15 protein-coding genes are annotated in these 25023 nt (G+C 74.2%); 4 read left to right on the forward strand and 11 right to left on the reverse strand.

Annotation, left to right across the window (positions count from 1 at the left end; all coding sequences use genetic code 11):
• Position 1: 1 nt before the first annotated feature.
• Genes EBO35_RS11700 through EBO35_RS11710 form a run of 3 tightly spaced genes read right to left on the reverse strand, consistent with a single transcriptional unit; the run spans position 2 to position 2540 of the window.
• A complete protein-coding gene (locus tag EBO35_RS11700) occupies positions 2 to 805 on the reverse strand; it encodes an ABC transporter permease (RefSeq protein WP_241153663.1) in 804 nt (267 codons plus the stop codon).
• Entirely contained in the window at positions 802 to 1596 is a 795-nt protein-coding gene (locus EBO35_RS11705) for an ABC transporter permease (protein WP_122817867.1), read from the reverse strand. The genes EBO35_RS11700 and EBO35_RS11705 overlap by 4 nt, the downstream gene beginning before the upstream one ends.
• A complete protein-coding gene (locus tag EBO35_RS11710; RefSeq protein ID WP_241153664.1) occupies positions 1596 to 2540 on the reverse strand; it encodes an ABC transporter ATP-binding protein in 945 nt (314 codons plus the stop codon). Before EBO35_RS11710 ends, EBO35_RS11705 begins: the two co-directional genes overlap by 1 nt.
• 83 nt (positions 2541 to 2623) lie before the next feature.
• On the opposite strand from EBO35_RS11710, the gene EBO35_RS11715 reads away from it, so the two are divergent.
• Genes EBO35_RS11715 through EBO35_RS11725 form a run of 3 tightly spaced genes read left to right on the forward strand, consistent with a single transcriptional unit; the run spans position 2624 to position 8865 of the window.
• Positions 2624 to 3469: an EamA family transporter gene (locus tag EBO35_RS11715; RefSeq protein ID WP_122817869.1), complete on the forward strand. Its 846-nt coding sequence runs from the start codon at positions 2624 to 2626 to the stop codon at positions 3467 to 3469.
• A gap of 31 nt (positions 3470 to 3500) precedes the next feature.
• Positions 3501 to 8081, forward strand: a complete 4581-nt coding sequence (locus EBO35_RS11720) for an ATP-dependent helicase (protein ID WP_122817870.1) — start codon at positions 3501 to 3503, stop codon at positions 8079 to 8081.
• Entirely contained in the window at positions 8074 to 8865 is a 792-nt protein-coding gene (locus EBO35_RS11725) for a DNA-formamidopyrimidine glycosylase family protein (RefSeq protein WP_122817871.1), read from the forward strand. Before EBO35_RS11720 ends, EBO35_RS11725 begins: the two co-directional genes overlap by 8 nt.
• A 30-nt stretch (positions 8866 to 8895) precedes the next feature.
• Here the strand turns inward: EBO35_RS11725 and EBO35_RS11730 are convergent, their stop codons facing one another.
• The 6 genes from EBO35_RS11730 to rimO all read right to left on the reverse strand — a co-directional run bounded on the left by EBO35_RS11730 (position 8896) and on the right by rimO (position 17566).
• Entirely contained in the window at positions 8896 to 9213 is a 318-nt protein-coding gene (locus EBO35_RS11730; RefSeq protein WP_122817872.1) for a helix-turn-helix domain-containing protein, read from the reverse strand.
• Between the two features lie 36 nt (positions 9214 to 9249).
• Positions 9250 to 9750: a CinA family protein gene (locus EBO35_RS11735; RefSeq protein WP_122817873.1), complete on the reverse strand. Its 501-nt coding sequence runs from the start codon at positions 9748 to 9750 to the stop codon at positions 9250 to 9252.
• A gap of 86 nt (positions 9751 to 9836) precedes the next feature.
• Complete coding sequence (locus tag EBO35_RS11740) at positions 9837 to 12701, reverse strand: ExeM/NucH family extracellular endonuclease (protein WP_122817874.1); 2865 nt, start codon at positions 12699 to 12701, stop codon at positions 9837 to 9839.
• Between the two features lie 16 nt (positions 12702 to 12717).
• Positions 12718 to 15369 carry a 5'-nucleotidase C-terminal domain-containing protein gene (locus tag EBO35_RS11745; protein ID WP_122817875.1) on the reverse strand — a complete coding sequence of 884 codons (2652 nt, stop codon included), beginning with the start codon at positions 15367 to 15369 and terminating at the stop codon, positions 12718 to 12720.
• A gap of 116 nt (positions 15370 to 15485) precedes the next feature.
• Positions 15486 to 16097, reverse strand: a complete 612-nt coding sequence (pgsA, locus tag EBO35_RS11750; RefSeq protein WP_122817876.1) for a CDP-diacylglycerol--glycerol-3-phosphate 3-phosphatidyltransferase — start codon at positions 16095 to 16097, stop codon at positions 15486 to 15488.
• Positions 16094 to 17566, reverse strand: a complete 1473-nt coding sequence (gene rimO, locus EBO35_RS11755) for a 30S ribosomal protein S12 methylthiotransferase RimO (protein ID WP_122817877.1) — start codon at positions 17564 to 17566, stop codon at positions 16094 to 16096. Before rimO ends, pgsA begins: the two co-directional genes overlap by 4 nt.
• A 138-nt stretch (positions 17567 to 17704) precedes the next feature.
• On the opposite strand from rimO, the gene mgtA reads away from it, so the two are divergent.
• Positions 17705 to 20416, forward strand: a complete 2712-nt coding sequence (mgtA, locus tag EBO35_RS11760) for a magnesium-translocating P-type ATPase (RefSeq protein ID WP_122819685.1) — start codon at positions 17705 to 17707, stop codon at positions 20414 to 20416.
• Positions 20417 to 20444: 28 nt separating this feature from the next.
• On the opposite strand, the gene EBO35_RS11765 is transcribed toward mgtA, so the two are convergent.
• Together EBO35_RS11765 and EBO35_RS11770 are read right to left on the reverse strand one after the other, a co-directional pair.
• A complete protein-coding gene (locus EBO35_RS11765) occupies positions 20445 to 22253 on the reverse strand; it encodes a helix-turn-helix domain-containing protein (RefSeq protein ID WP_122817878.1) in 1809 nt (602 codons plus the stop codon).
• Entirely contained in the window at positions 22250 to 24886 is a 2637-nt protein-coding gene (locus EBO35_RS11770) for an FtsK/SpoIIIE family DNA translocase (protein ID WP_206422546.1), read from the reverse strand. The genes EBO35_RS11765 and EBO35_RS11770 overlap by 4 nt, the downstream gene beginning before the upstream one ends.
• Positions 24887 to 25023: the final 137 nt, after the last annotated feature.

Raw genomic sequence — 25023 nt, forward strand, 5'->3', positions numbered from 1 at the left:
GTCAGGTGAGCAGCAGCGTGCCGAGCCGGCGCCGTACGACGAGCAGCCCGGCGATGCCCATCAGCACGAGGTAGACCACCGAGATCGCCGAGGCCCAGGTCAGCGAGCCCGTGGTGAGCTCCCGGCACAGCACGACGCCGCGGTAGAGCGGGGTCACCTCGACGATCCCCCGCGCCCAGCCGTCCAGCGCGGTGATCGGGAAGAACGTCGCCGAGAACAGGAACAGCGGCAGCTGCACGAGCGTGACCTTCTCGAAGTCCTGCCAGGACTTCATCCACGTCGTCACCGCCATGCACACCGCGCTGAAGGCGAACCCGATCAGCAGCGTCGCGGGCAGCGCGAGCAGCGCCCACCACGAGTGCACCAGGCCCATCGCCACCATCACGACCAGGAACGCGGCCGAGTAGCTGCCGCCGCGCAGCTGGCCCCAGGCGATCTCGCCGCGCGCGACGTCACCGGTGGTCATCGGCGTGGCCAGGATCTGGTCGTAGAGCTTCTCGTACTTCATCTTGAAGAACACGTTGAACGTGCTGTCGAGCAGGGCGCCGTTCATCGCGGACGCGGCGAGCATGCCGGGGGCGACGAACTCGGCGTACGGGATCGCCTGGCCGTTGAACTCGAAGGTCTCGATCAGCTGGCCGACGCCGATGCCGATCGAGAGCAGGTAGAAGAACGGCTCCAGGAAGCCGGTCAGGTAGAGCTTCCACGCGGCGCGGTAGCTGAGGTAGTTGCGCAGCATCAGCATCCGCATGGCCGCGAGCGGGCCCAGCGGCTCGGCGCGGCCGGGCGCGTCGACGGCGCTCACGACGCCATCCGCTTCGCCAGGCCGGAGACCGACCAGAACCAGCCGAGGACCGTGAGCACCACCAGCACCAGGACGTTGACGCCCGCCACCCACCAGGTGATGTGGTCCAGCGCGAACATCCGGGACAGGTTCACGCCGTGCCACAGCGGGGTCAGCCGGGCCACCCAGGCGCCGACCTCGCCGAGGTTCGTGACCGGGAAGAACGCGCCGGAGAAGAGGAACAGCGGGAACACCCCGAGCCGGAAGATCACCCCGAAGCCCTCCTCGTTGCGCAGCCGCGCGCTCACGCCGTACACGAGGGTCGCGAAGCAGAAGCCGACCAGCACCTGCGCGAGCAGCGCCAGGACCGCGCCCCACCAGGTCTCGAAGACCCCGAACGGCGCCAGCACCAGCGTGAAGACCGCGCAGGTCGCGACCAGCCGGAACAGCACGAAGCCGAGGTGGGCGGCGACCACGTGCGGCACCTGCAGCGGCGTGGCGAGCATCGAGTCGTAGACCCGCTGCCACTTGATCATGCTCATCACCGGGTGGGTGGTCTCCCCCACCGCCGTCTGCATCGCGTGGGAGGCGATCAGGCCCGGGACCACGAACGCGAGGTACGACGGGGCGCCCTCGAGCTGGTCGGGGTCGCCGTCGATGAACCCGCCGAGCACGACGCCCATCGCGACCACATAGAGCAGCGGGGAGAGGAACGAGGAGACGACCGAGCCCCGCCAGGTCCGGCGGGCGACCGTGAGCCAGTAGTCCACCTGGCGTCCGACGCCCTCGCGCAGCGGGAGTGCGGCCGTCATCAGTCGACCAGGGTGCGGCCGGTGAGCCGCAGGAAGACGTCCTCCAGCGAGGAGCGCCGCACCAGCGTGGCGACCGGCTCCAGGCCGCGCTCGTGGACCTTGGCGAGCACCTCCTCGCCGTCGTCGCTGTAGACCAGCAGCCGGTCGGGCAGCACCTCGACCCGGTCGCCGAGGTCGGCGACCTTGTCGGCCAGCGCGTCGTGGGACTCCCCCTCGGCCGCGACGCCGAAGCGGAGCTCGGCGACCTCGCGGGTGGAGTGCTCGCGGATCAGGGTCAGCGGGGAGCCCTCGGCGACGATGACGCCCTTGTCCATGACGACCAGCCGGTCGCACAGCTGCTCGGCCTCGTCCATGTAGTGCGTGGTGATCACCAGCGTCACCCCGGCCTGCTTGAGCCGGAAGAGCCGGTCCCACAGGACGTGGCGGGCCTGCGGGTCCAGGCCGGTCGTGGGCTCGTCGAGGAGCAGCAGGTCGGGGCGGTTGACCAGCGAGCGGGCGATGGTGAGGCGCCGCTTCATCCCGCCGGAGAGGTCCTCGACCTTGGCGCCGGCCCTCTCGGTCAGCTGCACGAACTCCAGCAGCTCGTCGACGCGCTCGCGGACCTCCGCCTTGGGGATCCCGAAGTAGCGGCCGTAGATGTAGAGGTTCTCGCGGACGTTGAGCTCGCCGTCGAGCGTGTCCTCCTGGGGGCAGACCCCGAGCCGGGCCCGGATCTGCGGGCCGTGGGTGGCCGGGTCCATGCCGAGGATGCGCAGCTCGCCGCCGCTCACCGGCGAGACCGCCGCCACCATCCGCATCGTGGAGGACTTGCCGGCGCCGTTCGGCCCGAGGAACCCAAACGCCTCGCCCCGGCGGACGTCGACGTCGATGCCGCGCACCGCCTCGAAGCCGCCGAAGCTCTTGCGCAGGCCCCGCGCCGAGATCATCGAGTCACCGTCTGCCACGGGCGGCACTTTACGTCGATCGGCCGACAACGCCGCAGGAGTTTGCGCCCAACCCCGCCCCGGACCGCGGCATCTTCGTGACAATGCCCGATGTGACGACCGCGGCGCTGCTGGTGACCCTGGCCGCGGCCGTGGTCCACGCGCTGTGGAACCAGCTGCTCGCCGGGTCCCGCGACCCCGCCGCCAGCTCGGCCGTCGGCCTGCTCGTCGGGGCGGTCGTCGTCGCGCCGCTCGCGCTGGTGGACCTGCGCTGGGAGGCGGCCGCCTGGCCCTGGGTCGCGGGCTCGGTCGCCTGCTCGGTCGGCTACTTCGTCGGCCTCGCCGCGGCGTACCGGCGCGCACCGATGGGCGTGATCTACCCGGTCGCACGCGGCAGCGCCCCGGTGCTGGTGCTCCTCGGCGGGTGGCTCGCCCTCGACCAGGACGTCGGGTGGTACGCCGCGGCGGGGGTGCTGGTGGTCGTGGCCGGCATCCTGCTGGTCCGCGGGATCGGGCCCGGGGTCCGGCCCGCCCAGCTGCTGCTCGCGCTCGGCGTCGGGACCTGCATCGCCGGCTACACGCTGCTGGACGCCGTGGCCCTGGGGCACGCCTCGCCGATCGCGCTGCTGGTGGTCGTCCACGGGGTGTCCGCCGTCGCCCGGACCGCTGCCCTGGCGAGGACGTCCGGGGGTCGGCGGGCGCTGGCGGGAACCCTCCGGGGCCGCGACGCCTGGCGGACGGTGGCCACGGGGCTGGGGATCTACCTCGCCTACGGCCTGGTGCTGGTGGCATTGACGATGGCCCCGGCAGGACCGGTCTCGGCGGTGCGCGAGACCAGCGTCGCGGTGGCGGTGCTGCTGCTCGCCGCCACCGGTCAGGAGCGGGTCACCCGGGTCCGGCTGGCCGGCGCGGTCCTGGTCGCCGCGGGCGTCGCGCTGGTCGTGGCCTGAGCCTGTCGGTGCCGTCGGGCAGGATGAGGAGGTGGCCGACGTCCTCTCCCGGTTCAGCGAGCCGACCCGCGCGTGGTTCGGCGCGGCGTTCGCGGCCCCGACCCCGGCCCAGGCCGGCGCCTGGGAGGCGATCGGCGCCGGTCGGCACGCGCTGGTCGTCGCCCCGACCGGCTCCGGCAAGACCCTCTCCGCGTTCCTGTGGTCGCTGGACCGGCTGCTGACCACGCCCCGGCCCGAGGACCGGGCTCGGCGCTGCCGGGTCCTCTACATCTCCCCGCTCAAGGCGCTCGCCGTCGACGTCGAGCGCAACCTCCGCGCGCCGCTGACCGGCATCCGGCACACCGCCGAGCGGCTCGGGACCACAGTCCCCGAGCTGAGCGTCGGGGTGCGCTCCGGCGACACGCCCGCGGCCGAGCGGCGCCGGCTGGTCACGGCGCCGCCGGACATCATGATCACGACCCCGGAGTCGCTGTTCCTGATGCTCACCTCCCAGGCCCGCGAGTCGCTGCGCGGGGTGGAGACCGTGATCCTCGACGAGGTGCACGCAGTGGCCGGCACCAAGCGCGGCGCCCACCTCGCGATCAGCCTGGAGCGGCTCGACGCGCTGCTGGAGCGGCCGGCCCAGCGGATCGGGCTCTCCGCCACGGTCCGCCCGCTGGAGGAGGTCGCGCGCTTCCTCGGCGGCGCGGCGCCGGTCGAGATCGTCGCGCCTCCCGCGGCCAAGCAGTGGGACCTCAAGGTCGTGGTGCCGGTCGAGGACATGACCGCGCCGGACGCCTACCGCGATGGAGGCGAGGACGGGGCGGACCCGGCCCGGGCCCAGTCGATCTGGCCGCACGTCGAGGAGCGCGTCGTCGACCTCATCGAGGCGCACCGCTCCACGATCGTCTTCGCCAACTCCCGGCGCCTGGCCGAGCGGCTCACCGCCCGGCTCAACGAGATCGCCACCGAGCGCGCCACCGGAGAGCCGACCCCGGACGGGGCCCCGCCGGCCCAGGTGATGGCCCAGTCGGGGTCCGGCGGCGGCGCCACCCAGGTGATCGCCAAGGCCCACCACGGCTCGGTCTCCAAGGAGCAGCGCGCGCTCATCGAGGACGACCTCAAGCGCGGCCGGCTGCCGGCGGTGGTCGCCACCAGCAGCCTCGAGCTCGGCATCGACATGGGTGCCGTCGACCTCGTCGTCCAGATCGAGTCGCCCCCGTCGGTGGCCAGCGCGCTACAGCGGGTCGGCCGCGCCGGCCACCAGGTCGGGGAGATCTCCCGCGGGGTGCTCTTCCCCAAGCACCGCGGCGACCTGGCCCAGACCGCCGTCGCGGTGGAGCGGATGACCACCGGCGCCATCGAGGCGCTGCGGGTCCCGGCGAACCCGCTCGACGTGCTGGCCCAGCAGGTGGTCGCGACCACGGCGCTGGAGGCGTGGGACGTCGAGGAGCTCTTCGCACTGGTGCGCCGCAGCGCGCCGTTCACTGCGCTGCCGCGCTCGGCGTACGACGCCACGCTCGACCTGCTGGCCGGTCGCTATCCCTCCGACGAGTTCGCCGAGCTGCGTCCCCGGATCGTCTGGGACCGCGTCGCCGGCACCATCACCGGGCGCCCCGGCGCCCAGCGGCTCGCGGTCACCAGCGGCGGCACCATCCCCGACCGGGGCCTGTTCGGGGTCTTCCTGGTCGGCGGCGAGGGCCCCGGCCGCCGGGTCGGCGAGCTCGACGAGGAGATGGTCTACGAGTCCCGCGTCGGCGACGTCTTCGCCCTCGGCGCCACCAGCTGGCGCATCGAGGACATCACCCACGACCGGGTCCTGGTCACCCCGGCGCCGGGGATCCCCGGGAGGCTGCCCTTCTGGAAGGGCGACTCGCCGGGCCGGCCCGCGGAGCTCGGCGCGGCGGTCGGGGCGTTCACCCGGGAGCTGGGCGCGCTGCCGCCGGCCGCGGCCCGCAAGCGCGCCCAGGCCGACGGCCTCGACGAGTGGGCCGCCGGCAACCTCGTCGCCTACCTCCACGAGCAGCTCGAGGCCACCAACGTGCTGCCCAGCGACCGCACCCTGCTGGTCGAGCGGTTCCGCGACGAGCTCGGCGACTGGCGCCTGGTCGTGCACTCCCCCTACGGCACCCCGGTGCACGCGCCCTGGGCGCTGGCCATCAACGCCCGGCTGCGCGAGCGGTACGGCGTCGACGGCCAGGCCGTCGCCTCCGACGACGGGATCGTGATCCGGATCCCCGACACCGACGCCGAGCCGCCGGGCGGCGACCTGGTGGTCTTCGACCCCGAGGAGATCGACCAGCTGGTGACCGCCGAGGTCGGCGGGTCCGCGCTCTTCGCGGCCCGGTTCCGGGAGTGCGCGGCCCGGGCCCTGCTGCTGCCCCGGCGCGACCCGGGCCGCCGCTCCCCACTCTGGCAGCAGCGCCAGCGCGCGGCGGCGCTGCTCGAGGTCGCCGTGCGCTACCCGTCGTTCCCGATCGTCCTGGAGGCGGTGCGCGAGTGCCTCCAGGACGTCTACGACCTGCCGGCCCTGGTCGCGCTGATGGGCGGCGTGGAGCGCCGCGAGATCCAGGTCGTCGACGTCGCGACCCAGGCGCCCTCGCCGTACGCGCGCAGCCTGCTGTTCGGCTACGTCGCCCAGTTCATGTACGAGGGCGACTCCCCCATCGCCGAGCGCCGGGCGGCGGCCCTCTCCCTGGACCAGGGGCTGCTCGCCGAGCTGCTGGGCCGCGCCGAGCTGCGCGAGCTGCTCGACCCCGACGTGCTGGCCGAGGTCGAGGCCCAGCTCCAGCGGCTGGCGCCGGACCGCCGGGCCCGTGACGCCGAGGGCGTGGTCGACCTGCTGCGGCTGCTCGGGCCGCAGTCGACCGAGGAGGTCCGCGACCGGTCCACCGACGGCGCGGACGTCGACGACTGGCTGGCGGCGCTGGCCGAGGCGCGCCGGGTTGTCGCGGTCCGGGTCGCCGGCCAGGAGCGCTGGGCGGTGGTCGAGGACGTCGGCCGGCTCCGCGACGGCCTCGGCGTCCCGGTCCCGCCCGGGACCCCCGAGGCCTTCGCCGAGCCGGTGGAGGACCCACTGGCCGACCTGGTGGCGCGCTACGCGCGCACCCACGGGCCGTTCACGACCGAGCAGGTCGCCGAGCGGCTCGGCCTGGGCGGCGCGGTGGTCCGCCACACCCTGCAGCGCCTCGCCGGGCAGGGCCGGGTCGTCGACGGCGAGTTCCGGCCGTCCGGCGCGGGACCGGAGTGGTGTGACGCCGAGGTGCTGCGCCGGCTGCGCCGCCGCTCGCTCGCGCGGCTGCGCCAGGAGGTGGAGCCGGTCGAGCCCGAGGCGCTGGGCCGGTTCCTGCCCGCGTGGCAGCACGTCACCGCCGCCGGCTCCGGTCGCGGCGGCCCGCGCGGCATCGACGGGGTGCTGCTGGTGCTCGACCAGCTGGCCGGCTGTCCGGTGCCGGCCAGCGCCCTGGAGCCGCTGGTGCTGGCCTCCCGGGTGATCGACTACGAGCCGTCCTTCCTCGACGAGCTGACCGCCGCCGGCGAGGTCCTCTGGGCCGGCCACGGTGCCTTGCCCGGGGCCGACGGCTGGGTCTCCCTGCACCTCGCCGACCAGGCTCCGCTCACGCTGCCGGACCCGCAGACCGGGGCCGACCACCCGGTCACCGAGCTCCAGCAGGCAGTCCTCGACGCGCTGGCGCCGGGAGGGGCGTGGTTCTTCCGCCAGCTGGCGCAGACGGTGGGCGCCGCCGACGACGCCGCGCTCTCCGCCGCCCTGTGGGACCTGGTCTGGGCGGGCCGGATCAGCAACGACACGCTCACCCCGCTGCGGGCGCTGACCCGCTCCGGCACCCCCAGCCACCGGTCCCGCCGGCCGCCGCCCCGGCTGCGGATGACCTCGACCACCCGCGGCCGGATGCCGGTGCGCACCGGCCCGCCCGAGACCGCCGGCCGCTGGGCGCTGCTGCCCGAGATCGACCCCGACCCGACCCGGCGCGCCCACGCCGCGGCCGAGCACCTCCTGGACCGCCACGGCGTGGTGATCCGCGGCGCGGTGGTCAGCGAGCGGCTGCCGGGCGGGTTCGCCGCGGCGTACAAGGTGCTCTCGGCGTTCGAGGAGTCCGGCCGGTGCCGCCGCGGCTACTTCGTCGACGGCCTCGGCGCCGCCCAGTTCGGCACGGCCGGGGCCGTGGACCGGCTGCGCACGTACGCCGGGTCCGCGCGCGAGGTTCATGCCGAGAAGCCGGTCGTGGCGGCGCTCGCGGCCACCGACCCCGCGAACCCCTACGGCGCGGCGCTGGCCTGGCCGGAGGCGGCGGGCAGCGGGCACCGCCCCGGCCGCAAGGCCGGCGCGCTGGTCGTGCTGGTCGACGGCCGCCTGGTCCTCTACGTCGAGCGCGGTGGCCGGACCCTCCTCACCTGGTCCGAGGACCCGGACCTGCTCGGCCCGGCGGCCCAGGCGCTGGCCGACGCCGCGCGGCGCGGCTCGCTGGGCCGGCTGACTGTGGAGCGGGCCGACGGCGAGCAGCTCCTCGGCGCGACCACCCCGCTGCGCACCGCGCTCCAGGACGCGGGGTTCGTCTCGACCCCGAAGGGGCTGCGGCTGGACTCCCGCGCCGGACGGGGCCCCGGTGCCTGAGGGCGACACCGTGCACCGGGCCGCGGGGCTGCTGGACCGGTCCCTGACCGGCCACGTGCTCACCGCCACCGACTTCCGGGTCCCCCAGCTGGCGACGAGCGACCTCACCGGGGGCACCGTGACCACGACGGTCGCGCGCGGCAAGCACCTGCTCACCCGGATCTCCCACGAGGGCGCGGAGCTGACCCTGCACACCCACCTGAAGATGGAGGGCGCTTGGCGGGTGCTGCGGCCCGGCCAGCCCTGGCGGCGGCCGGCCCACCAGGCCCGGGTGGTGCTGCGCACCGCGTCGAGCGTGGCCGTGGGCTTCTCGCTGGGCGTCGTCGAGCTGTTGCCGACGGCCCAGGAGGGCACGGTGGTCGGCCACCTCGGCCCGGACCTGCTCGGTCCGGACTGGGACGAGGAGGAGGCGCTGCGCCGGCTCCGCGCGGACCCCGGCCGGCCGATCACCGAGGCGCTGCTGGACCAGCGCAACCTGGCCGGGATCGGCAACATGTACGCCGCGGAGCTGTGCTTCCTCGCCGGCGTGCACCCCCGGACGCCGGTCGGCGAGATCGCCGCCCTGCCCCGGCTGGTGCGCCGCTCACAGCAGGTGCTGGCCCTCAACGCCGAGCGTGGCACCCAGTCGACCACCGGCAGCCTGCGCACCGGGGACCGGATGTGGGTCTATCGCCGGGACCGGTCGCCGTGCCGGCGGTGCGGCACGCCGGTCGCGGTGGACATGGCCGGACCCGCCGGGCGGGAGCGGGCGACGTACTGGTGCCCGCACTGCCAGCCGGCGTAGGTCGTCAGGCGTCGGCTCAGGAAGCGCGGCTCAGGCGGCGGAGGCGACCACGTCGCCGGCGGGCCGACCGACCGCGATCGGGGTGGCCGCGAGGCTCGCCTGCTCGAGGATGCTCTCCTCGATGGCGACCGCGTGGGAGACCTCGCGCAGCACCGCGGAGAGCGGCAGCTCGAGGGCCGTGCACAGGGAGGCGAGCAGCTCGGAGGAGGCTTCCTTCTGACCGCGCTCGATCTCGGAGATGTAGCCGAGGCTGACCCGGGCCTCCGCGGAGACCTCGCGCAGCGTCATGCCGCGCTGCATCCGCTGCTCACGCAGCACGTCGCCGAGGAGCCGACGGAACAGCACCATGCGCGATCCCCTTTCCGGTCTGTGTGTGGGCCAACGCTACCCGAGGGCGGTTTCTTCCCTCGCGAGGATGCCGGCCAGCGCCGACAGCGCCTCGTCACAGGTGGCCGCGGTGATCTCGCCGCGCTCGCCGTCGAGGTCGAGCTCGACCGCCTCGATCAGGCCGGGGCCGGCGATGCCGACGAAGACCGTGCCGGGCTCCTTGCCCTCCTGCTCGGCGGGGCCCGCGACCCCGGTGGTCGCGACGCCGAAGGACGCCCCGGTCAGCGCCTTGACCCCCGAGGCCATGGCCCGGGCGCACTCGGCGGAGACCACGCCGTACCGGTCGACGATCTCCTGGTCGACGTCGAGGACCGTCTTCTTCAGCTCGGTGGCGTAGGTGACGACCCCGCCGAGGTAGGTCTCCGAGGCGCCCGGCGTCTCGGTGAACCGGACCGCCAGTTGGCCCCCGGTCAGCGACTCGGCGGTCGCGACCGTGTGCCCGCCGGCGCGCAGGAGCAGGTGGACGCGCTGGGAGAGGGTGAGGTCGTCGTCGGCCATGCCCCGCATCGTAAGGACCGCCGCCAACCGATCCGCCCCGGGGGCCGACCGCCCGAGGCAGACCGAGAACGGGTGGCTCCGATCGGTCAGCGCAGCACCCAGACGCTCACCCGCTGGGTGCTCGGTGCCGTGGCGTCGTCGCCGGAGTAGGACACCTCCACCTGGTGCAGCCCGGGGGTGGTGAACCGCGGCAGGTCGATCCGGGCCAGGCCGTTGCGCAGCGGGGCCGTGGCGCTCCCGTCCGGGCCGGTGGCCGTCACCGTGCCCGTCGCCGGGGCGCGGCCGCGGGCGGCGACCGCGACCAGGACCTGGACGCGGGTGCGGCCCACCCGGGCGATCGGCGGGATCGCGACGGCCGCGGTGGTCGAGGCACGGCGGTCGTCGACCAGGTCGAGCCCGACCAGCACCGGGTCGTGGTCGGAGGAGCGGTACGGCGTCGGCTGGTGGAAGTCGGTGGCGTGGTAGTTCCAGCGGCTGTACTCCAGGGCGATCGACTCCGGGGAGTTGATGTTCCACACGTCGACCCCGGTGACCAGGTCCAGCGCCGCGGCGTTCGCGAGCGCGTGGTCCAGGGAGCCGACCATGCCGTCGAAGGAGTAGGAGTACTCCTCGTTGCCGGAGGCGAGCTCGACGTTGGTGTAGCCCGCCCCGGAGAGCACCTGGAGCGGGTCCTCCATCGCGTAGGCGTTGAAGTCCCCGATCAGCAGGGTCGGGTCGACGCCGAGGTCGGCCTGGACTGTCGGCACCCAGCCGGCCAGCGCCTCGGCCTGGGCGATCCGGTCCGGGTTCGCGTTGCCCTGGCCGGTGCCGTCGTCGACGCCGGAGCCCTTGGACTTGAAGTGGTTGACCACGACGAGCACCGGCGCGCCGCCGCGGACCGGCCGGAAGGCCTGCGCGATCGGCTCCCGGGCGTTGTCGAACGCCTCGCCCGGGCCGCTGAGCGTGCCCAGCGCGCGGGCGGCGCCCACCCGCTGCACCGCGTCGACGCGGTAGATGATCGCGTTGGTGATCACGTCCATCTCGGCCGTCGCCGGCAGGTCCGTCGAGGACGGGTTGGCGGCCCACACGGTGCCGCCGGCCGCCTGGTTGAGCGCCGCGACCAGCGACCGGGTGGCCTCGTCGGTGGTGCCGTCGACGACCGCGGAGTTCTCGATCTCCATCAGCCCGACCACGTCGGCGTCCAGGCCTTTGATGGCGGCGACGATCTTCTGCTGCTGCCGTGCGAGATCCTGCGGGTCCCAGGCCCCGCGCTGGTCGCAGCCGGTGCGCACGGTGTTCCCGTCGCCGTCCGCGTCGTGGTAGGCCAGGCAGCCCCCGTCCCCCACGTTGTCGCCCCGGTTGTCGTCGTCGGCGTCGCCCAGCGTCGTGAAGTAGTTGAGGACGTTGAACGAGGCGACCTTGACGTCCGCCCGGCCGTCCGCGTTCAGCAGCGCCTCGTCGGGGGCCGCGGTCCGGGTGTTCTCGAACGACACCGGCGAGGTGCTGTTCTCGGGCCCGACCACGGTCCGCGTCGGCTGGAGGCGGTACGTCGGGGCCGACGGGCTGCCGCCCTGGGTGAGCACCACCGGCTCCTCGAAGCGGGCCGCGGCGCCGACCCGCACCGGCTCCGCGTTCGAGACGTACGGCGGGGTCAGGTCGCCGCGGGTGGGCGTGTAGTCGTTGGACTCGAAGGAGTCCGCGAAGCTGGTCGAGGACCCGTCGTCGAGCACGATCGCCCGCGCCGCGTTGTCGGCCTCGACCGCGGCGATCGCCGTCTCGTCCTGGGCGTCGGCGACCTGGGTGGGCGTGACCAGCGGCCGGTCGCCGACCGCGAGGCCGACCTCGCCGTAGGTGTTGGTGGCGTAGGTGTCGGTGACCGTGAACTCCCCGGTGGGAAGCACGAGCATCCCCTCCAGGGACTCCTTCTGCGCGGCGGTCGCCGGCCACGGGCCGGTCACCGGCTCGGGCAGGGCGGACCCGCTGTCGAGGACCTCGATGCCGGCCGCGGTCGCGACGCTGACCTGGGTCGCCCCGGCGTACTCCCCCGCGGTGCCGCTGACCCGCACCCGGTCGCCGGGGCCGACCGTCACCGGCCCCGCCGCGCGGGGCTGGTAGACGAAGACGCCGTCGGAGGAGGTGCGGCTCGCCGGGTCGGTCGGGCCGCCGGTGCCGGGGGTCTGCAGGTAGAACCCGAAGAACCCGCCTGTGGGGTAGGCGGCGGTGACGACGCCCTCGATGACCACCGGCCGGTCGCGGTACGGCGTCACCTCCCCGGTCCCCTGGAGCTCGGCGATCGTGACCTCGACCGGCTCGGGGTCCGGCCCGCCGCCGTCGGACCCGGACCCGGTCGGGGTGGGCGCGGCGCGGGTGAAGTCGGCACCGTTGTCGTCGGTGTCGGCACCGCCGGCGGCGCGCTGTGCCGAGGTCGCCGAGCTCAGGGCCGCCCCGGTGGGCGCGGTCTCGAAGCTGGTAGCGGTGCCGTACCCGACCATGTCCACCAGCCCCGGCGCCCCGGCGAGGTCGCCGAGGGCCCGGACCGGCACGGTGCCCTCGGCGAGCAGCACCTGGCCGCTGCCCGCGGCCATCGACAGCGGCGTGGCAGTGGTCTCGTCGACCCCGCTCAGGGCGGGGCCGAGCGCGCCGGTGCTGACCTGGACCAGGTAGTGCCGCCCGGCCGGGACGGTGCCGGTCAGCGCCGCCACCGACGGGCTTCCGGTGCTGGAGAAGGCCGCGGAGCGGTACTGCAGGCTGAGCCCGGCCAGCGGCACCGCCGCGTCGGTGGGGTTGTAGAGCTCGACGAAGTCCGCGGCGTACGCCGGGGAGCCGGTGGTCGCGCCACCCCCGCCGTACACCTCGGAGATGACCAGCCCGGAGCCGGCCGGGTCGGCCTGGGCCGGTCCGGGGACCAGCGCGAGGCCGGCGACCGCGGCGCCGAGGACGGTGGCGAGGCACTGGCGGGGGTGGAGGCTCATGCTGGTTCCTCGATCCTCAGCGGCGGGCGCCGCGCCGGGTGACCTTGATCGTCGCGGTCGTCGCGGCGGGCCGGACCAGGTCGGACCCGGCGTAGCGGACCCGCACCCGGTAGCGACCGGGGCGCCGGAACTCCCGCAGCTTCACGACGGCGCGGCCGTTGCGGACCTTGCTGGCGTAGGTGCGGCCGGCGACCCGGACCACGACCCGGCCTGCGGCCGAGGCACCCGAGGCGGCCACGCGCGTGACGACGACGGCCCGGGTCCTGCGGGCCGTGACCCGCTTCGGCGCGGTCCGGACGGCGACCTGCGCGCTCGCGCGCCGGACGTCCACCCGGAGCTTGGTCCGGTCCGCCGCGATCAGCTCGTCGCCCCCGTAGGTGACCCGGAGGTTGCGAGCGCCCGGGCGCAGGTCCCGGGCCCGCAGGGTGACCTTGGCGGCGCCGGCCTTCAGCCGGGCGCTGCGCAGCGTGCGGCCGCCGCTGGTGACCGTGACCTTGCCGGTCGCGGTCAGCGGCGCGTCGACCTGCACCGAGAGCGTGGTGCGCTGGCCGTAGCGAGGCTTCGGCACTGTCGCCTTCACCCGGGAGGTCAGCCGCGGCAGCGGCGCCCCGACGATCGTGCGGCTCGGCTCGGCGACCAGCGACAGGCCCCACTGGCCGGCCAGGTCCGCCGGGGCGGTGAGGTCGACCGCTGCCGCGCCGGAGGCGTCGACCGGGAACGACCCGAGCTCGCGGTAGGAGGTGCCCTGGACCGCGAACGCCGTGACCGAGGTGTTGGCCGGGCTGCCGAGCGAGGTGAGGTTGAGCCGGCTCAGGTCGGCGCTGACGCTGGTCCCAGCGGTGAGGGTCGCGGGCAGCCCGGTGGCGAAGACCTGACGGCGGTCGTAGCTCGGCGACTTCGCCTGGCCGTTCGCGAGGTAGCCGTCGATCCACAGGTCGCGGTCGACCTTGCCGGTGTCGCGGTTCGTGCCCTGCTGGAAGGCCCGGAAGTTGTCGCCGCCGCTGGCCAGGAACGAGAACGTGGACACGACGTACTGCCGGGCCGGGTCGAGCGGCGCGCCGTCGATCCAGACGGCGTCGACGTTGTCCCCGACCGGGGAGGTCGCCGACGTGTCGGGCTTGGCCACCACGCGGACGTTGTCGGAGAGACCCAGGTGCAGGAAGGGCCGCGAGGGCCGGCTGCCGGTCGCGGTGGTCTGCCACTGCTGCTCGAGGACCTGCTCGAGCTGGGCGCCGGTGAGGGTGACGTAGGAGATGTTGTTGGCGAACGGCAGCACGGCGTTCGCCTCCTCGAAGGTGACCACCCCGTCGGCGTTCTGGGGGCTGGCGGCCCGGTCCCCGCGGTGGAAGAGCTCGGCGCGCAGGCCGCCGGGGTTGACGATGCCGAGGTCCGGCTTCGGCAGGCCGGGGGTGTCGGTGATCGGGGTGTCGCGCAGCGCGTCGGCGACCAGGTTGCCGAGCGTGGACTCCGAGGCGCGGTCGTCGCGCTTGGTGAGGTCGGGCTGGGTGTACTCGCCGTCGACGTAGCTGCCGCCCGAGAACGCCGTGGTGATGTCGTCGGTGACCGTGCCCTTGGCGACGTCGCCGACCACGTTGGCCGCGGCGACCGCGGCGGAGGTGATGGCGTCCACCCGGGCCACGACCGGGTCGGCGAGGTTCTCGGCCGTGCCCACCGCGGTCAGCGCGGCGGTGGAGACCGTCACCGCGTCGGTCTCGGTGTCGTAGGACAGGTCGACCCGGCCGAGCTTCGCGCCGTACGACCCGGTCTGGATGACCGGCCGGGTGCCGCCGCCCGGCTTGGGCGCGGTCCAGGCGTACTCCTTGTGGGTGTGTCCGGTGAAGATCACGTCGACCGCGGGGTCGGTGCCGGTGACGATCTCGGCGAACGCCCCGCCGGCGGCGATCTCCTGCTCCAGCGTCGACCCGTCGGGGGTGCCGGCGCCGGCGCCCTCGTGGTAGCTGGCGACTGTCACGTCGCAGGTGCCGGCGGTCTCGAGCTGGCCGGCCACCCGGTTGACAGCGACCACCGGGTCGCCGAAGTCCAGGCTGGCGATGCCAGCCGGCGAGACCAGGCTGGCGGTCTCCTGGGTGACCGCGCCGATCACGCAGACGTCGACCCCCGCGACCGAGTGCGTGGAGTACTCCTGGATGCCGGGCGCCGGCGTGGTGGTGCCCTTGGCGTAGACGTTCGCGCCAAGGAGCGGGAAGTCCGCCTTGGTGTAGGTGGGCGTCCCGGCGACGACGTTGGTCCGCAGCCAGTCGATGCCCTTGTCGAACTCGTGGTTGCCGACCGCGGTTGTGGCGAGCCCGAGGGCGTTGAGCACCTCGATCGTGGGCTCGTCCTCGGTGTGCGCCGAGTTGAACAGCGAGGCGCCGATGTTGTCGCCGGCCGAGAGGAACAGCACGTTCCCGGCCCCGCGCTCGGCCCGGATGCCCTGCACGGTCGTCGCGAGCTCCACGGTGCTGTACGTCGTCGCGTCGCCCGAGCCGGTGCCGCCGTCGGATTGGATCCGCCCGTGGTAGTCGTTGATGTCGAGCAGCGTGATGTCGACGGGCGCCGCGTGCGCGGTGCCGGGCACCAGGGCGGTGAGCGCGCTGGTGGCCAGCCCGAGGCCGAGGACGGCGGCGACGACGCGGGAGCCGGGCCGCGTGCGGGTCGGAGGAGTCACGGAAGGACCTTTCGCGGGGAGGTGCGTGTGCGTGATCGAGCGCACACTAACCCGGGACCGGCCCGGTTCCTACCGCCCGCAGGGAAACTCCCCGTTAACGGGTGCGGAGCCCCGCGCTACCGCGTGCGGAGCTCGGCGCGCTGGCGCCACACGCCGCGGAAGAACTCCCAGCCGGACCACAGGGTGAGGGCCACCGCGACGACCAGCGAGGCCTGGGCGACGTAGAAGACCACGTCGCCGGGCGTGTGCAGCCAGTCCGGCAGGTCCGGGTCGCGCAGCGGCAGCGTCAGCGCGCCGAGCGCCACGGCCTGGAAGGTGGTCTTGATCTTGCCGAGGTCGGCGGCCGCGATCACCACCCTCTTGAGCACCGAGAGCCGCAGCAGCGTCACGCTCCACTCGCGCAGCAGGACCACGATCGTGACCCACCACCAGATGTCGCCGACGACCGAGAGGCCGATGAAGGCCATGCCGGTGATCGCCTTGTCGGCGATGGGGTCGGCGATCTTTCCGAAGTCGGTGACCAGGTTGCGGGAGCGGGCGATGTCGCCGTCGATCTTGTCGGTGATCATCGCGACCGCGAACAGCCCGAAGGCGACGGTGCGCCACAGCACCGAGTCGCCGCCGTCGACCAGCAGCGCCCAGCCGAAGAACGGCACCATGAGGATGCGCAGCGTGGTGAGCGCGTTGGGCAGGTTGACGTTGCTGACCCGGGGTGTGGTGTCGGTCATCGGCGGACCTCCGCGATCAGGTCGACGCCGTCGGTGGCGACCACGACGGCGGAGACCAGGTCGCCCACCGCTGCCCCGCCGGTCGCCTCGAGGCCGGTCAGGTACGTCGTACCGTCCACCTCGGGGCCCTGGTGCGCAGCGCGGCCGGCGATCTCGCCGTCCTCGACGGACTCCACGAGGACCTCGACGGTCTCGCCGAGGCGCTCCTCGGCCCGCTGGGCGTTGAGCTCCTCGACCAGGGCGGTGACGTGCTCGGTGCGGGCGCGGACCTCGTCCTCGTCGAGCTTGCCGCCGTGGGTGGCGGCCTCGGTGCCGTCCTCGTCGGAGTAGCCGAAGACGCCGGTGACGTCCATGCGAGCCGCGACCAGGAAGTCGCACAGGGTCTGCAGCTCCTCCTCGGTCTCGCCGGGGAAGCCCACGATGACGTTCGAGCGGACGCCGGCCCGGGGCGCGAGCGCGCGGATCTGGTCGAGCAGCCCCAGGAAGCTGTCCGGGTCGCCGAAGCGGCGCATCCGGCGCAGCACGGTGGCGCTGGCGTGCTGGAAGGAGAGGTCGAAGTACGGCACGACGCCGGGCGTCGTGGCGATCGCCTCGACCAGGCCCGGGCGGGTCTCCGCGGGCTGGAGGTAGGAGACCCGGACCCGCTCGACGCCGGCGATGGCGGTGAGCCCCGGCAGCATGTTCTCGAGCAGGCGCAGGTCGCCGAGGTCCTTGCCGTACGACGTGGAGTTCTCGCTGACCAGGAAGAGCTCCTTGACGCCCTGCTCGGCCAGCCAGTGCGCCTCGGCGAGCACGTCGGCGGGGCGGCGGCTGACGAAGGAGCCGCGGAATGCGGGGATCGCGCAGAACGTGCAGCGGCGGTCGCAGCCGCTGGCCAGCTTCAGCGGGGCCATCGGGCCACCGTCGAGGCGCCGGCGCAGGCCGCGCGGGCCGGTGGCCGGCCCGCCGACGCCGACCTCGCCGCTGGTGGCGACCGCGTGGCCGGGGACGCTGAGCGCCGAGGCGTCGCGAGCGGCCGGGGAGATCGGGAGCAGCCGGCGGCGGTCCTGCGGGGTGTGCGGCTGGTGCTGCTCCCCCGCGATGATCGAACGCAGCTTGGCGGCGATGTCGGGGTAGTCGTCGAAGCCGAGCACGGCGTCGGCCTCGGGCAGCGAGTCGGCCAGGTCCTTGCCGTACCGCTCGGCCATGCAGCCGACCGCGACGACGGCCTGGGGGCGCCCGGAGAGCTTGAGGTCCGCGGCCTCGAGCAGCGTGTCGACGGAGTCCTTCTTGGCCGCCTCGACGAAGCCGCAGGTGTTGACGACGACCGTGTCAGCGTCCGCGGGCTCGTCGACCAGGAGGAAGCCGCCGGCCTCGAGCCGGCCGGCCAGCTCCTCGGAGTCGACCTCGTTGCGGGCGCAGCCCAGGGTCACCAGGGCGACCGAGGTCAGGTGCTCAGCGGACGGGGGCAGCGTGGAGTTGGTCGACATGTCACCACCGAGTATGACGCCTTCCCGCTCGCGAACCCGTTTTCGCAACACCCGCCCGTGATCGGCGTCACGCTCGGCAGCTGTCGCTCTCCCCGCGACGGTGGACCAGGGCACTCGCCGCGCCGCATGATCGAGGCCATGAGTCCGCAGCCGCGCGACCTCGACACCCCCTGGGCCCGGGCCGCGGAGGCGGACGACTGGGCCCGGGCCGCGGAGGCGGACTACTGGGCACAGGCCGCCGAGGCGGACTACTGGGCCCAGCCCGCCGACGTGGTCCTGGGCGCGCTGGGCGCGACCGAGACCGGCCTGTCCGCCGAGGAGGCCGCACGCCGCCTGGAGGCCGCCGGACCGAACCGGCTCGCCCCGCCCCGGCGGGGCGGCTGGGCGGTCATCCTGCTGCGGCAGTTCGCCGACCCGGTGATCGTGATCCTGGTGTTCGCGAGCATCGTCTCGCTGCTGCTCCAGGACGTCACCGACGCCGCGATCATCCTCACGATCGTCTGCCTGAGCGGGCTGCTCAGCTTCTGGCAGGAGCGCCGCGCCTCCCTGGAGATGCAGCGGCTGATGGCACTGGTCCAGGTGCACGCGGACCTGCGGCGCGACGGCACCGACGTCGAGGTGGCCGTGGCGGAGGTGGTGCCGGGCGACCTGGTCGTCCTCAACGCCGGCGACGTCGTACCCGGCGACTGCCGGCTGGTGAGCGCCGACGCCCTCCAGGTGGACCAGGCGGCGCTGACCGGCGAGACCTTCCCCCAGCACAAGCGTCCCGACCAGGTGCCTGCGGACACGGCACTGGCCGACCGCGTGGACGCGCTGTTCCTCGGCTCGCACGTCGTGAGCGGGCGCGGGCTCGCCGTGGTCGTGGCGACCGGAGCGAGCACGGAGCTGGGCCGGCTCTCCGGGCGCCTGGAGGAGACGGCGCCGTCGACCGGGTTCGAGCGCGGGATCCGGCGCTTCGGACTGCTGCTGGCCCGCGTCACGTTCGTGCTGGCCCTGGTGATCCTGGGCCTGAACGTGACGCTGGACCGGCCGTTCGCCGAGTCCCTCCTCTTCTCGCTCTCCCTCGCGGTCGGGCTGACCCCGCAGATGCTGCCGGCGATCGTCGCCGTGAGCCTGGCCCTGGGGGCGCGACGGATGGCGGCGAGGCGCGTGATCGTCAGGCGCCTGGACGCGATCGAGGACTTCGGCGCGATGGACGTCCTGTGCACCGACAAGACCGGCACCCTCACCGAGGGGACCGTGCGGCTGCACGCCGCCGTGGACGCCACCGGCGCCGCGAGCGAGTCGGTGCTCGCGCGGGCGGCGCTCAACGCCGGGCTGCAGAGCGGGTTCTCCAACCCGATCGACGTCGCCCTCCTCGACGCCCGCGCGCCGGACCCGGCGTACGCCGCCGTCGACGAGGTGCCCTACGACTTCACGCGCAAGCGGCTCAGCATGCTGGTCGACGGCCCGGACGGGCGCGTGCTGATCTGCAAGGGCGCCTACGACTCGGTGGTCGGCGTCTGCGCCACGGCGCCGACCCGGCGCAGCGAGCTGGACGCCAGGTTCCGCGAGCTCAGCGACGCCGGCTACCGGGTGCTCGCGATCGCCGAGCGCGCGCTGCCGGGCGTCGGGGCCGTCACGGTCGAGGACGAGCGGGAGCTCGACTTCGTCGGCTTCCTGGTGTTCGCCGACCCACCCAAGCCGGATGCGGCACGGGTCCTGGGCGAGCTGGCGGCAGCGGAGATCGGCGTCCGCATGATCACCGGCGACAACCAGCGGGTGGCCGCCCACGTCGCCACCGAGGTCGGCCTGGACCCCACGGGGCTCCTGACCGGCACGGCCATCGACGCCCTGGACGACGAGCAGCTCGTCAGCCGGGCAGGTCGGACCGGGGTGTTCGCCGAGGTCGACCCCGGGCAGAAGGAGCGCATCATCCGGGCGTTGCGGGCCGGCGGCGCCACGGTCGGCTACCTCGGCGACGGGATCAACGACGCCGGGGCCCTGCACCTCGCCGACGTCGGCATCTCCGTCGACACCGCGGTGGACGTGGCCAAGAGCGCCGCCGCCATCGTGCTGATGGACAAGGACCTGGCGGTCCTGGAGCACGGGGTGCGGCTGGGTCGACAGACCTTCGTCAACACCCTGAAGTACATCACCACGACGGTCAGCGCGAACTTCGGCAACGTCATGAGCATGGTCGCCGCGTCCGCGTTCCTCCCGTTCCTGCCGCTCCTGCCCCGCCAGATCCTGCTGCTGAACTTCCTCTCCGACATCCCGAGCACCACGATCGCGGCCGACAACGTCGACCCCGAGCAACGGCAGCACCCGCAGCAGTGGGACATCCGGTTCATCCGGGACTTCATGCTGCTCTTCGGCCTGCTCAGCACGGCGTTCGACCTGCTCACCTTCGCGGTCCTGCTGCAGGTCTTCGACGCCGGCTCGACAGTGTTCCGATCCGCGTGGTTCGTCGGCTCCACGCTCACCGAGCTCGCCGTGCTGCTCGTGCTGCGCACCCGGCGGCCGGCGTTCCACAGTCGCCCGGGCACGGGCCTGCTGATCGCCTCGCTGGCGATCGCGGCCGTCACGATCGCCATCCCCTACTCACCCGGTGCCGAGCTGCTCGGCCTGCGAGCGCTGCCCGCCGCGGTGCTCGGCTCGCTGCTGCTGATCACGCTGGCGTACGTCGTCGCCGCGGAGGCCGTCAAACGGTCCTTCTACCGTGCGGCCGCGCACCACGGCGACCGCCCGCCGCCCGAGGCCGCCCGCCTGCGCCACCGGCGCCTCCGGCAAGCGGCCCGCGAGCACGGCGGCGGGCGGCGCGGGCGGGGCTCCGGGTGGTCGGCGGGCCGCCGCTCGCTCCTGGACTAGTGGCCGACCTCGCGCGGACCCGGATGCCTCAGGGCGTGTCGAAGGTCCGGCTCGACCGGCTGCCGGTCTTGCCGACCTCGACGGGCTTGCCGTCGGCCAGGGTGATCTTGAGCGAGCCGTCCGAGCTGGTGACGCGCACCGGCGTGACGACCTTGCGCAGGACCCGGGTCTGGCCGAAGGCCAGGTCACCGTCGAACACGGTCCGCCCGGTGCCGTCGACGACCTTGACGGCCGCGCCGCCACCGGCGGCGTCCAGGACCACCGGCACCGGGTCCCCGGCCGCGACGATCCCGCCGGAGCCGTTCAGGGGTGGCGCGTCGTTGAGCGCGGTCGGGCCGTCCATCACCAGGCGGGCGACCGACCAGGCCAGGACCAGCACCATCACGGCGGCCACCAGGACCGACCAGTTCGGGCCGCCGCGGGTGCCGCGGATGCCTCCGTTCGGGCCCGTCGCCAGCTCGGCCTCGAAGACCCGGCGCGGGTTGATCGGCGCGTCGGCGTACCGCTCGTCGTAGGCGGCCAGCAGCGGGGCGACGTCGGCCCCGAGCACCCGGGCGAGTGTGCGCAGGTGGCCGCGGGCGTAGAAGTCGCCGCCGCACGGGGCGAAGTCGTCGACCTCGATCGACTCGATCACGTGCGGGCGGATCCGGGTGCGGTCGGCCAGCTGGTCGACGCTCAGGCCGAGCCGGGTGCGGGCCGCCGCGAGCTCGGGACCGATGACCGGGTCGACGGCCGGCTCCACGGGGAAGTCCTCGATCACGATCGGCTCGACCGGCTCGCCGGCGCGGGCGATCGGGCTGACCGTCGGACCCCAGGCGACCGTGTCCTCGAACAGGCTCACGCTGCCGGGACGGCGCAGCTCGCGCGCCTCGGGCAGCTCCCCGCGGCCGGAGCCGTCCTCGGTCTCGGCGGGGTCCAGGCGCAGCGCGTTGGCGCCCAGGGTCAGGTCGCTGCGGATCTCCACCCGGGCAGCCGGCACCGGGTCGCGCAGGGGGCTCGGGGTCGCGCTGGCGACCGGCAGGGCGGGCTCGGAGGCGCGGGTCCGCACGTCCGGGGCGTCCTCGACGGCCGGTGAGTCGGCCGAGTCGGCCGAGGTGTCCGCCGGCGTACGCCGCAGCCGCGCCGACAGCGCGGTGATCCCCCGGGCGAGCGAGGGGCGCGGGTCCCACAGCCGCTCGCGGTCGACGTCCGGGTGGTCGTCGGCCGAAGCCGGAGAGACCTGGGAGACCTGGGGCGCCTCCGGGGCGGTCACGGCCAGCGGGTCGAGGGCGTCGGGAGCAGGGTCGTCGTCGGAATCCCCGTTCACGCCGGCCACACTGTCCGGGCTGTCCGGGGCGTCCTCGACCTCGTCGACGATCTCCACGACCTCGACGGTGTCCCCGGCGAGGTCCAGCAGCGCTCCGGTCAGGTCCCCCTCGTCCCCGACCACACGGGTGGACAGCGACAGCGGCACCGAGACCGGCTCGCCGTCGCGCGGGAAGACCTCGAGCCAGCCGTCGGTGAACCCATGGCGGGCCCGGGTCTCGACGGCCTCGACGTCGGCCCACGGCATGCCGTGCCAGGCGCGCCCCTGCCGCACCCGGACGCCGAGCGCGTCGGCGACCAGCAGCGGAGTGCGGGCGTCGACGAACGCCTGGAGGTACGCCGCGGCCACGGCGCCCATGACCAGGCACAGCGCCCAGTCCAGCCAGGCGCCGGAGGCGGCGGCCCGGGAGAGGTAGAGGATCGCCACGATCGACGCGACGCCGCCGACGGCCCCGGCGAGGCCGGCGTTGCGGCGGACCTCCACGACCGACGGCTCCTGGACGGTGGACTGGTCGTGCATCAGCTCGCTCACATCTCCCCCTGCAGGGTTGCGATCACGCCGTCGATCTCGTCGGGCTTGACGAGCACGTCCCGGGCCTTGGAGCCCTCGCTCGGTCCGACCACGCCACGGCTCTCCATGATGTCCATCAGGCGCCCGGCCTTGGCGAAGCCCACGCGGAGCTTGCGCTGCAGCATCGAGGTCGAGCCGAACTGCGTCGAGACGACCAGCTCGACCGCCTGGATGACCAGGTCGAGGTCGTCGCCGATGTCGTCGTCCAGCTCGCGCTTGGACGCGGCGGGCGCCGTCACGTCCTCGCGGTAGCTGGGCTCCAGCTGGCCCTTGCAGTGCTTGACCACCTGGGCGATCTCCGCCTCGGTGACCCAGGACCCCTGGACGCGCACCGGCTTCGAGGCGCCCATCGGCAGGAACAGCCCGTCGCCCTGGCCGACCAGCTTCTCCGCACCCGGCTGGTCGAGGATGACCCGGCTGTCGGTGACCGAGGAGGTGGCGAAGGCCAGCCGCGAGGGCACGTTTGCCTTGATCAGGCCGGTGACCACGTCGACCGAGGGCCGCTGGGTCGCCAGGACCAGGTGGATGCCGGCCGCCCGGGCGAGCTGGGTGATCCGCACGACCGCGTCCTCGACGTCGCGCGGGGCGACCATCATCAGGTCCGCGAGCTCGTCGACGATCACCAGCAGGTACGGGTACGGCGCCAGCTCGCGCTCGGAGCCGGGCGGCAGCTCCACGGTGCCGGCCCGGACCGCCTTGTTGAAGTCGTCGATGTGGCGGAAGCCGAAGTTGGCCAGGTCGTCGTAGCGCAGGTCCATCTCGCGCACGACCCAGGCCAGCGCCTCGGCGGCCTTCTTCGGGTTCGTGATGATCGGGGTGATCAGGTGCGGGACGCCCTCGTAGGCGTTCAGCTCGACCCGCTTGGGGTCGACCATGATCATCCGGACCTCGTCGGGGGTGGCGCGCATCAGCACCGAGGTGATCATCGAGTTGATGAACGACGACTTGCCGGAGCCGGTGGCGCCGGCCACCAGCAGGTGCGGCATCTTGGCGAGGTTCGCGACCACGAAGCCGCCCTCGACGTCCTTGCCGAGCCCGGCGACCATCGGGTGGTGCGCCGAGCGGGCCGCGTTGGAGCGCAGCACGTCACCCAGCGAGACGATCTCCTTGTCGACGTTGGGGATCTCCACGCCGACCGCGGACTTCCCGGGGATCGGCGAGAGGATCCGCACGTCCGCGGAGGCCACCGCGTAGGCGATGTTCTTCTGGATGTTCATGATCTTCTCGACCTTCACACCGGGGCCGAGCTCGACCTCGTAGCGCGTGACGGTCGGGCCCCGGGTGTAGCCGGTGACCTGGGCGTCGATGCTGAACTCGTCGAGCACGCCCTGGAGCCGCGCGACCACCTCGTCGCTGGCCTTCGAGCGCGCCTTGTGCACCGACCCGGGCTTGAGCACCCCGTCGGCGGGCAGCGAGTAGACCACGTCGCCGGAGAGCGCGAGCTGCTCCACGCGGGCGGGCAGCGGCGAGTGCGGCGGCGGCTGGAGCTCGACCTGCTCGTCGTCCTCCTCGGCCTCGACCGGCGGGAGCACCGGCCTGGCGACGGTGGGGGCATCGCTCGGCGGGGCGGCGAACAGGTCGACGCCGACCTCGCGGTCGGCGTCCTGCTCGAGGGCCACGTCGAGCGCGTCGCGGTCCTTGCGGCTTCGCTTCCTGCGCGGCTCGGGCTCGTCGACGACCGGGGTGTCGTACGCCGGGTCGCCGCGCTCGGGGTCGATGTCGTCGAGCGGGGACCGGCGGCGACCCGCGGCGGGCTCGGGCTCCTCCAGCGGCGCCCGGCCTAGGAGGCGGTCGCCGAGGGCACGCAGCCGCTCGGGCACCTGGTAGACCGGCGTCGCGGTGATCACCAGCACGCCGAAGAACGCGAGCAGCGCCAGCAGCGGCACCACGACGTACGGCGTGCGCAGCAGGTCCAGCAGCAGCGAGGAGACCACGAAGCCGATCGCTCCCCCGGCGTCCTGGAGGTTGCTCGCGTCGCCGCGGATCGGCTCGGGGCTGCCGTTGGCGATGTGCACGATGCCGAGCACGCCGAAGGCGAGCGCCGCCCAGCCGACGACCTGGCGCCCGAGCGGGCCGTTGCGGACCGGGTCGCGCATGGTCCGCCAACCCATCCACACCAGACCGAGGGGCACCAGCCAGCCGATCTTGCCGACCGAGCCGGCGACCATGGTCCGGGTCAGCTCCATGGCGGAGCCGGCGACCTGGAACCAGACAGCGGCGGCCACGACGAGCGAGAGGCCGAACAGCAGCAGCCCGGCACCGTCGCGACGGTGCTCGGGCTCGAGGTCGCGGGCGCTGCGGCCGATGCCCCGGGCGACCGCGCCCACGCCGTGGGCGATGCCGAGCCAGAGGGCGACCAGGCCACGCGCCAGCGAGGTCCCGACACGGGCGACCGGCCCCGGCCCGTTGCGCACGGCGCGGGGCGCAGGGCGCGACGAGCGCGCCCGGCTCGCCGGCGGGCGTCGGGCGGGACTGCGGCTGGTGGTACTCCGGGATCGGGTGCTCGAACCGCTCCGTGCGGACCCGTTGCGGGACCCGGACGTGGACGTGCTCTTGCTCCGCGACCCCGGCGGGGAAGACGTACGGGTCGCCATGGCGTCGACCCTAGGCCACCGTCACTCCAGTCACAGGGACCACAGGCCGGAGCCGGGGAGCGTGTCGCGGCCGCTCCGTGCCCACATCGGACCAGCGGTGAGCCAGCCACCGTTCCACGCGCCCGCATCGGACCAGC

The sequence above is a fragment of the Nocardioides pantholopis genome (genome assembly GCF_003710085.1).
Taxonomy (GTDB): domain Bacteria; phylum Actinomycetota; class Actinomycetes; order Propionibacteriales; family Nocardioidaceae; genus Nocardioides; species Nocardioides pantholopis.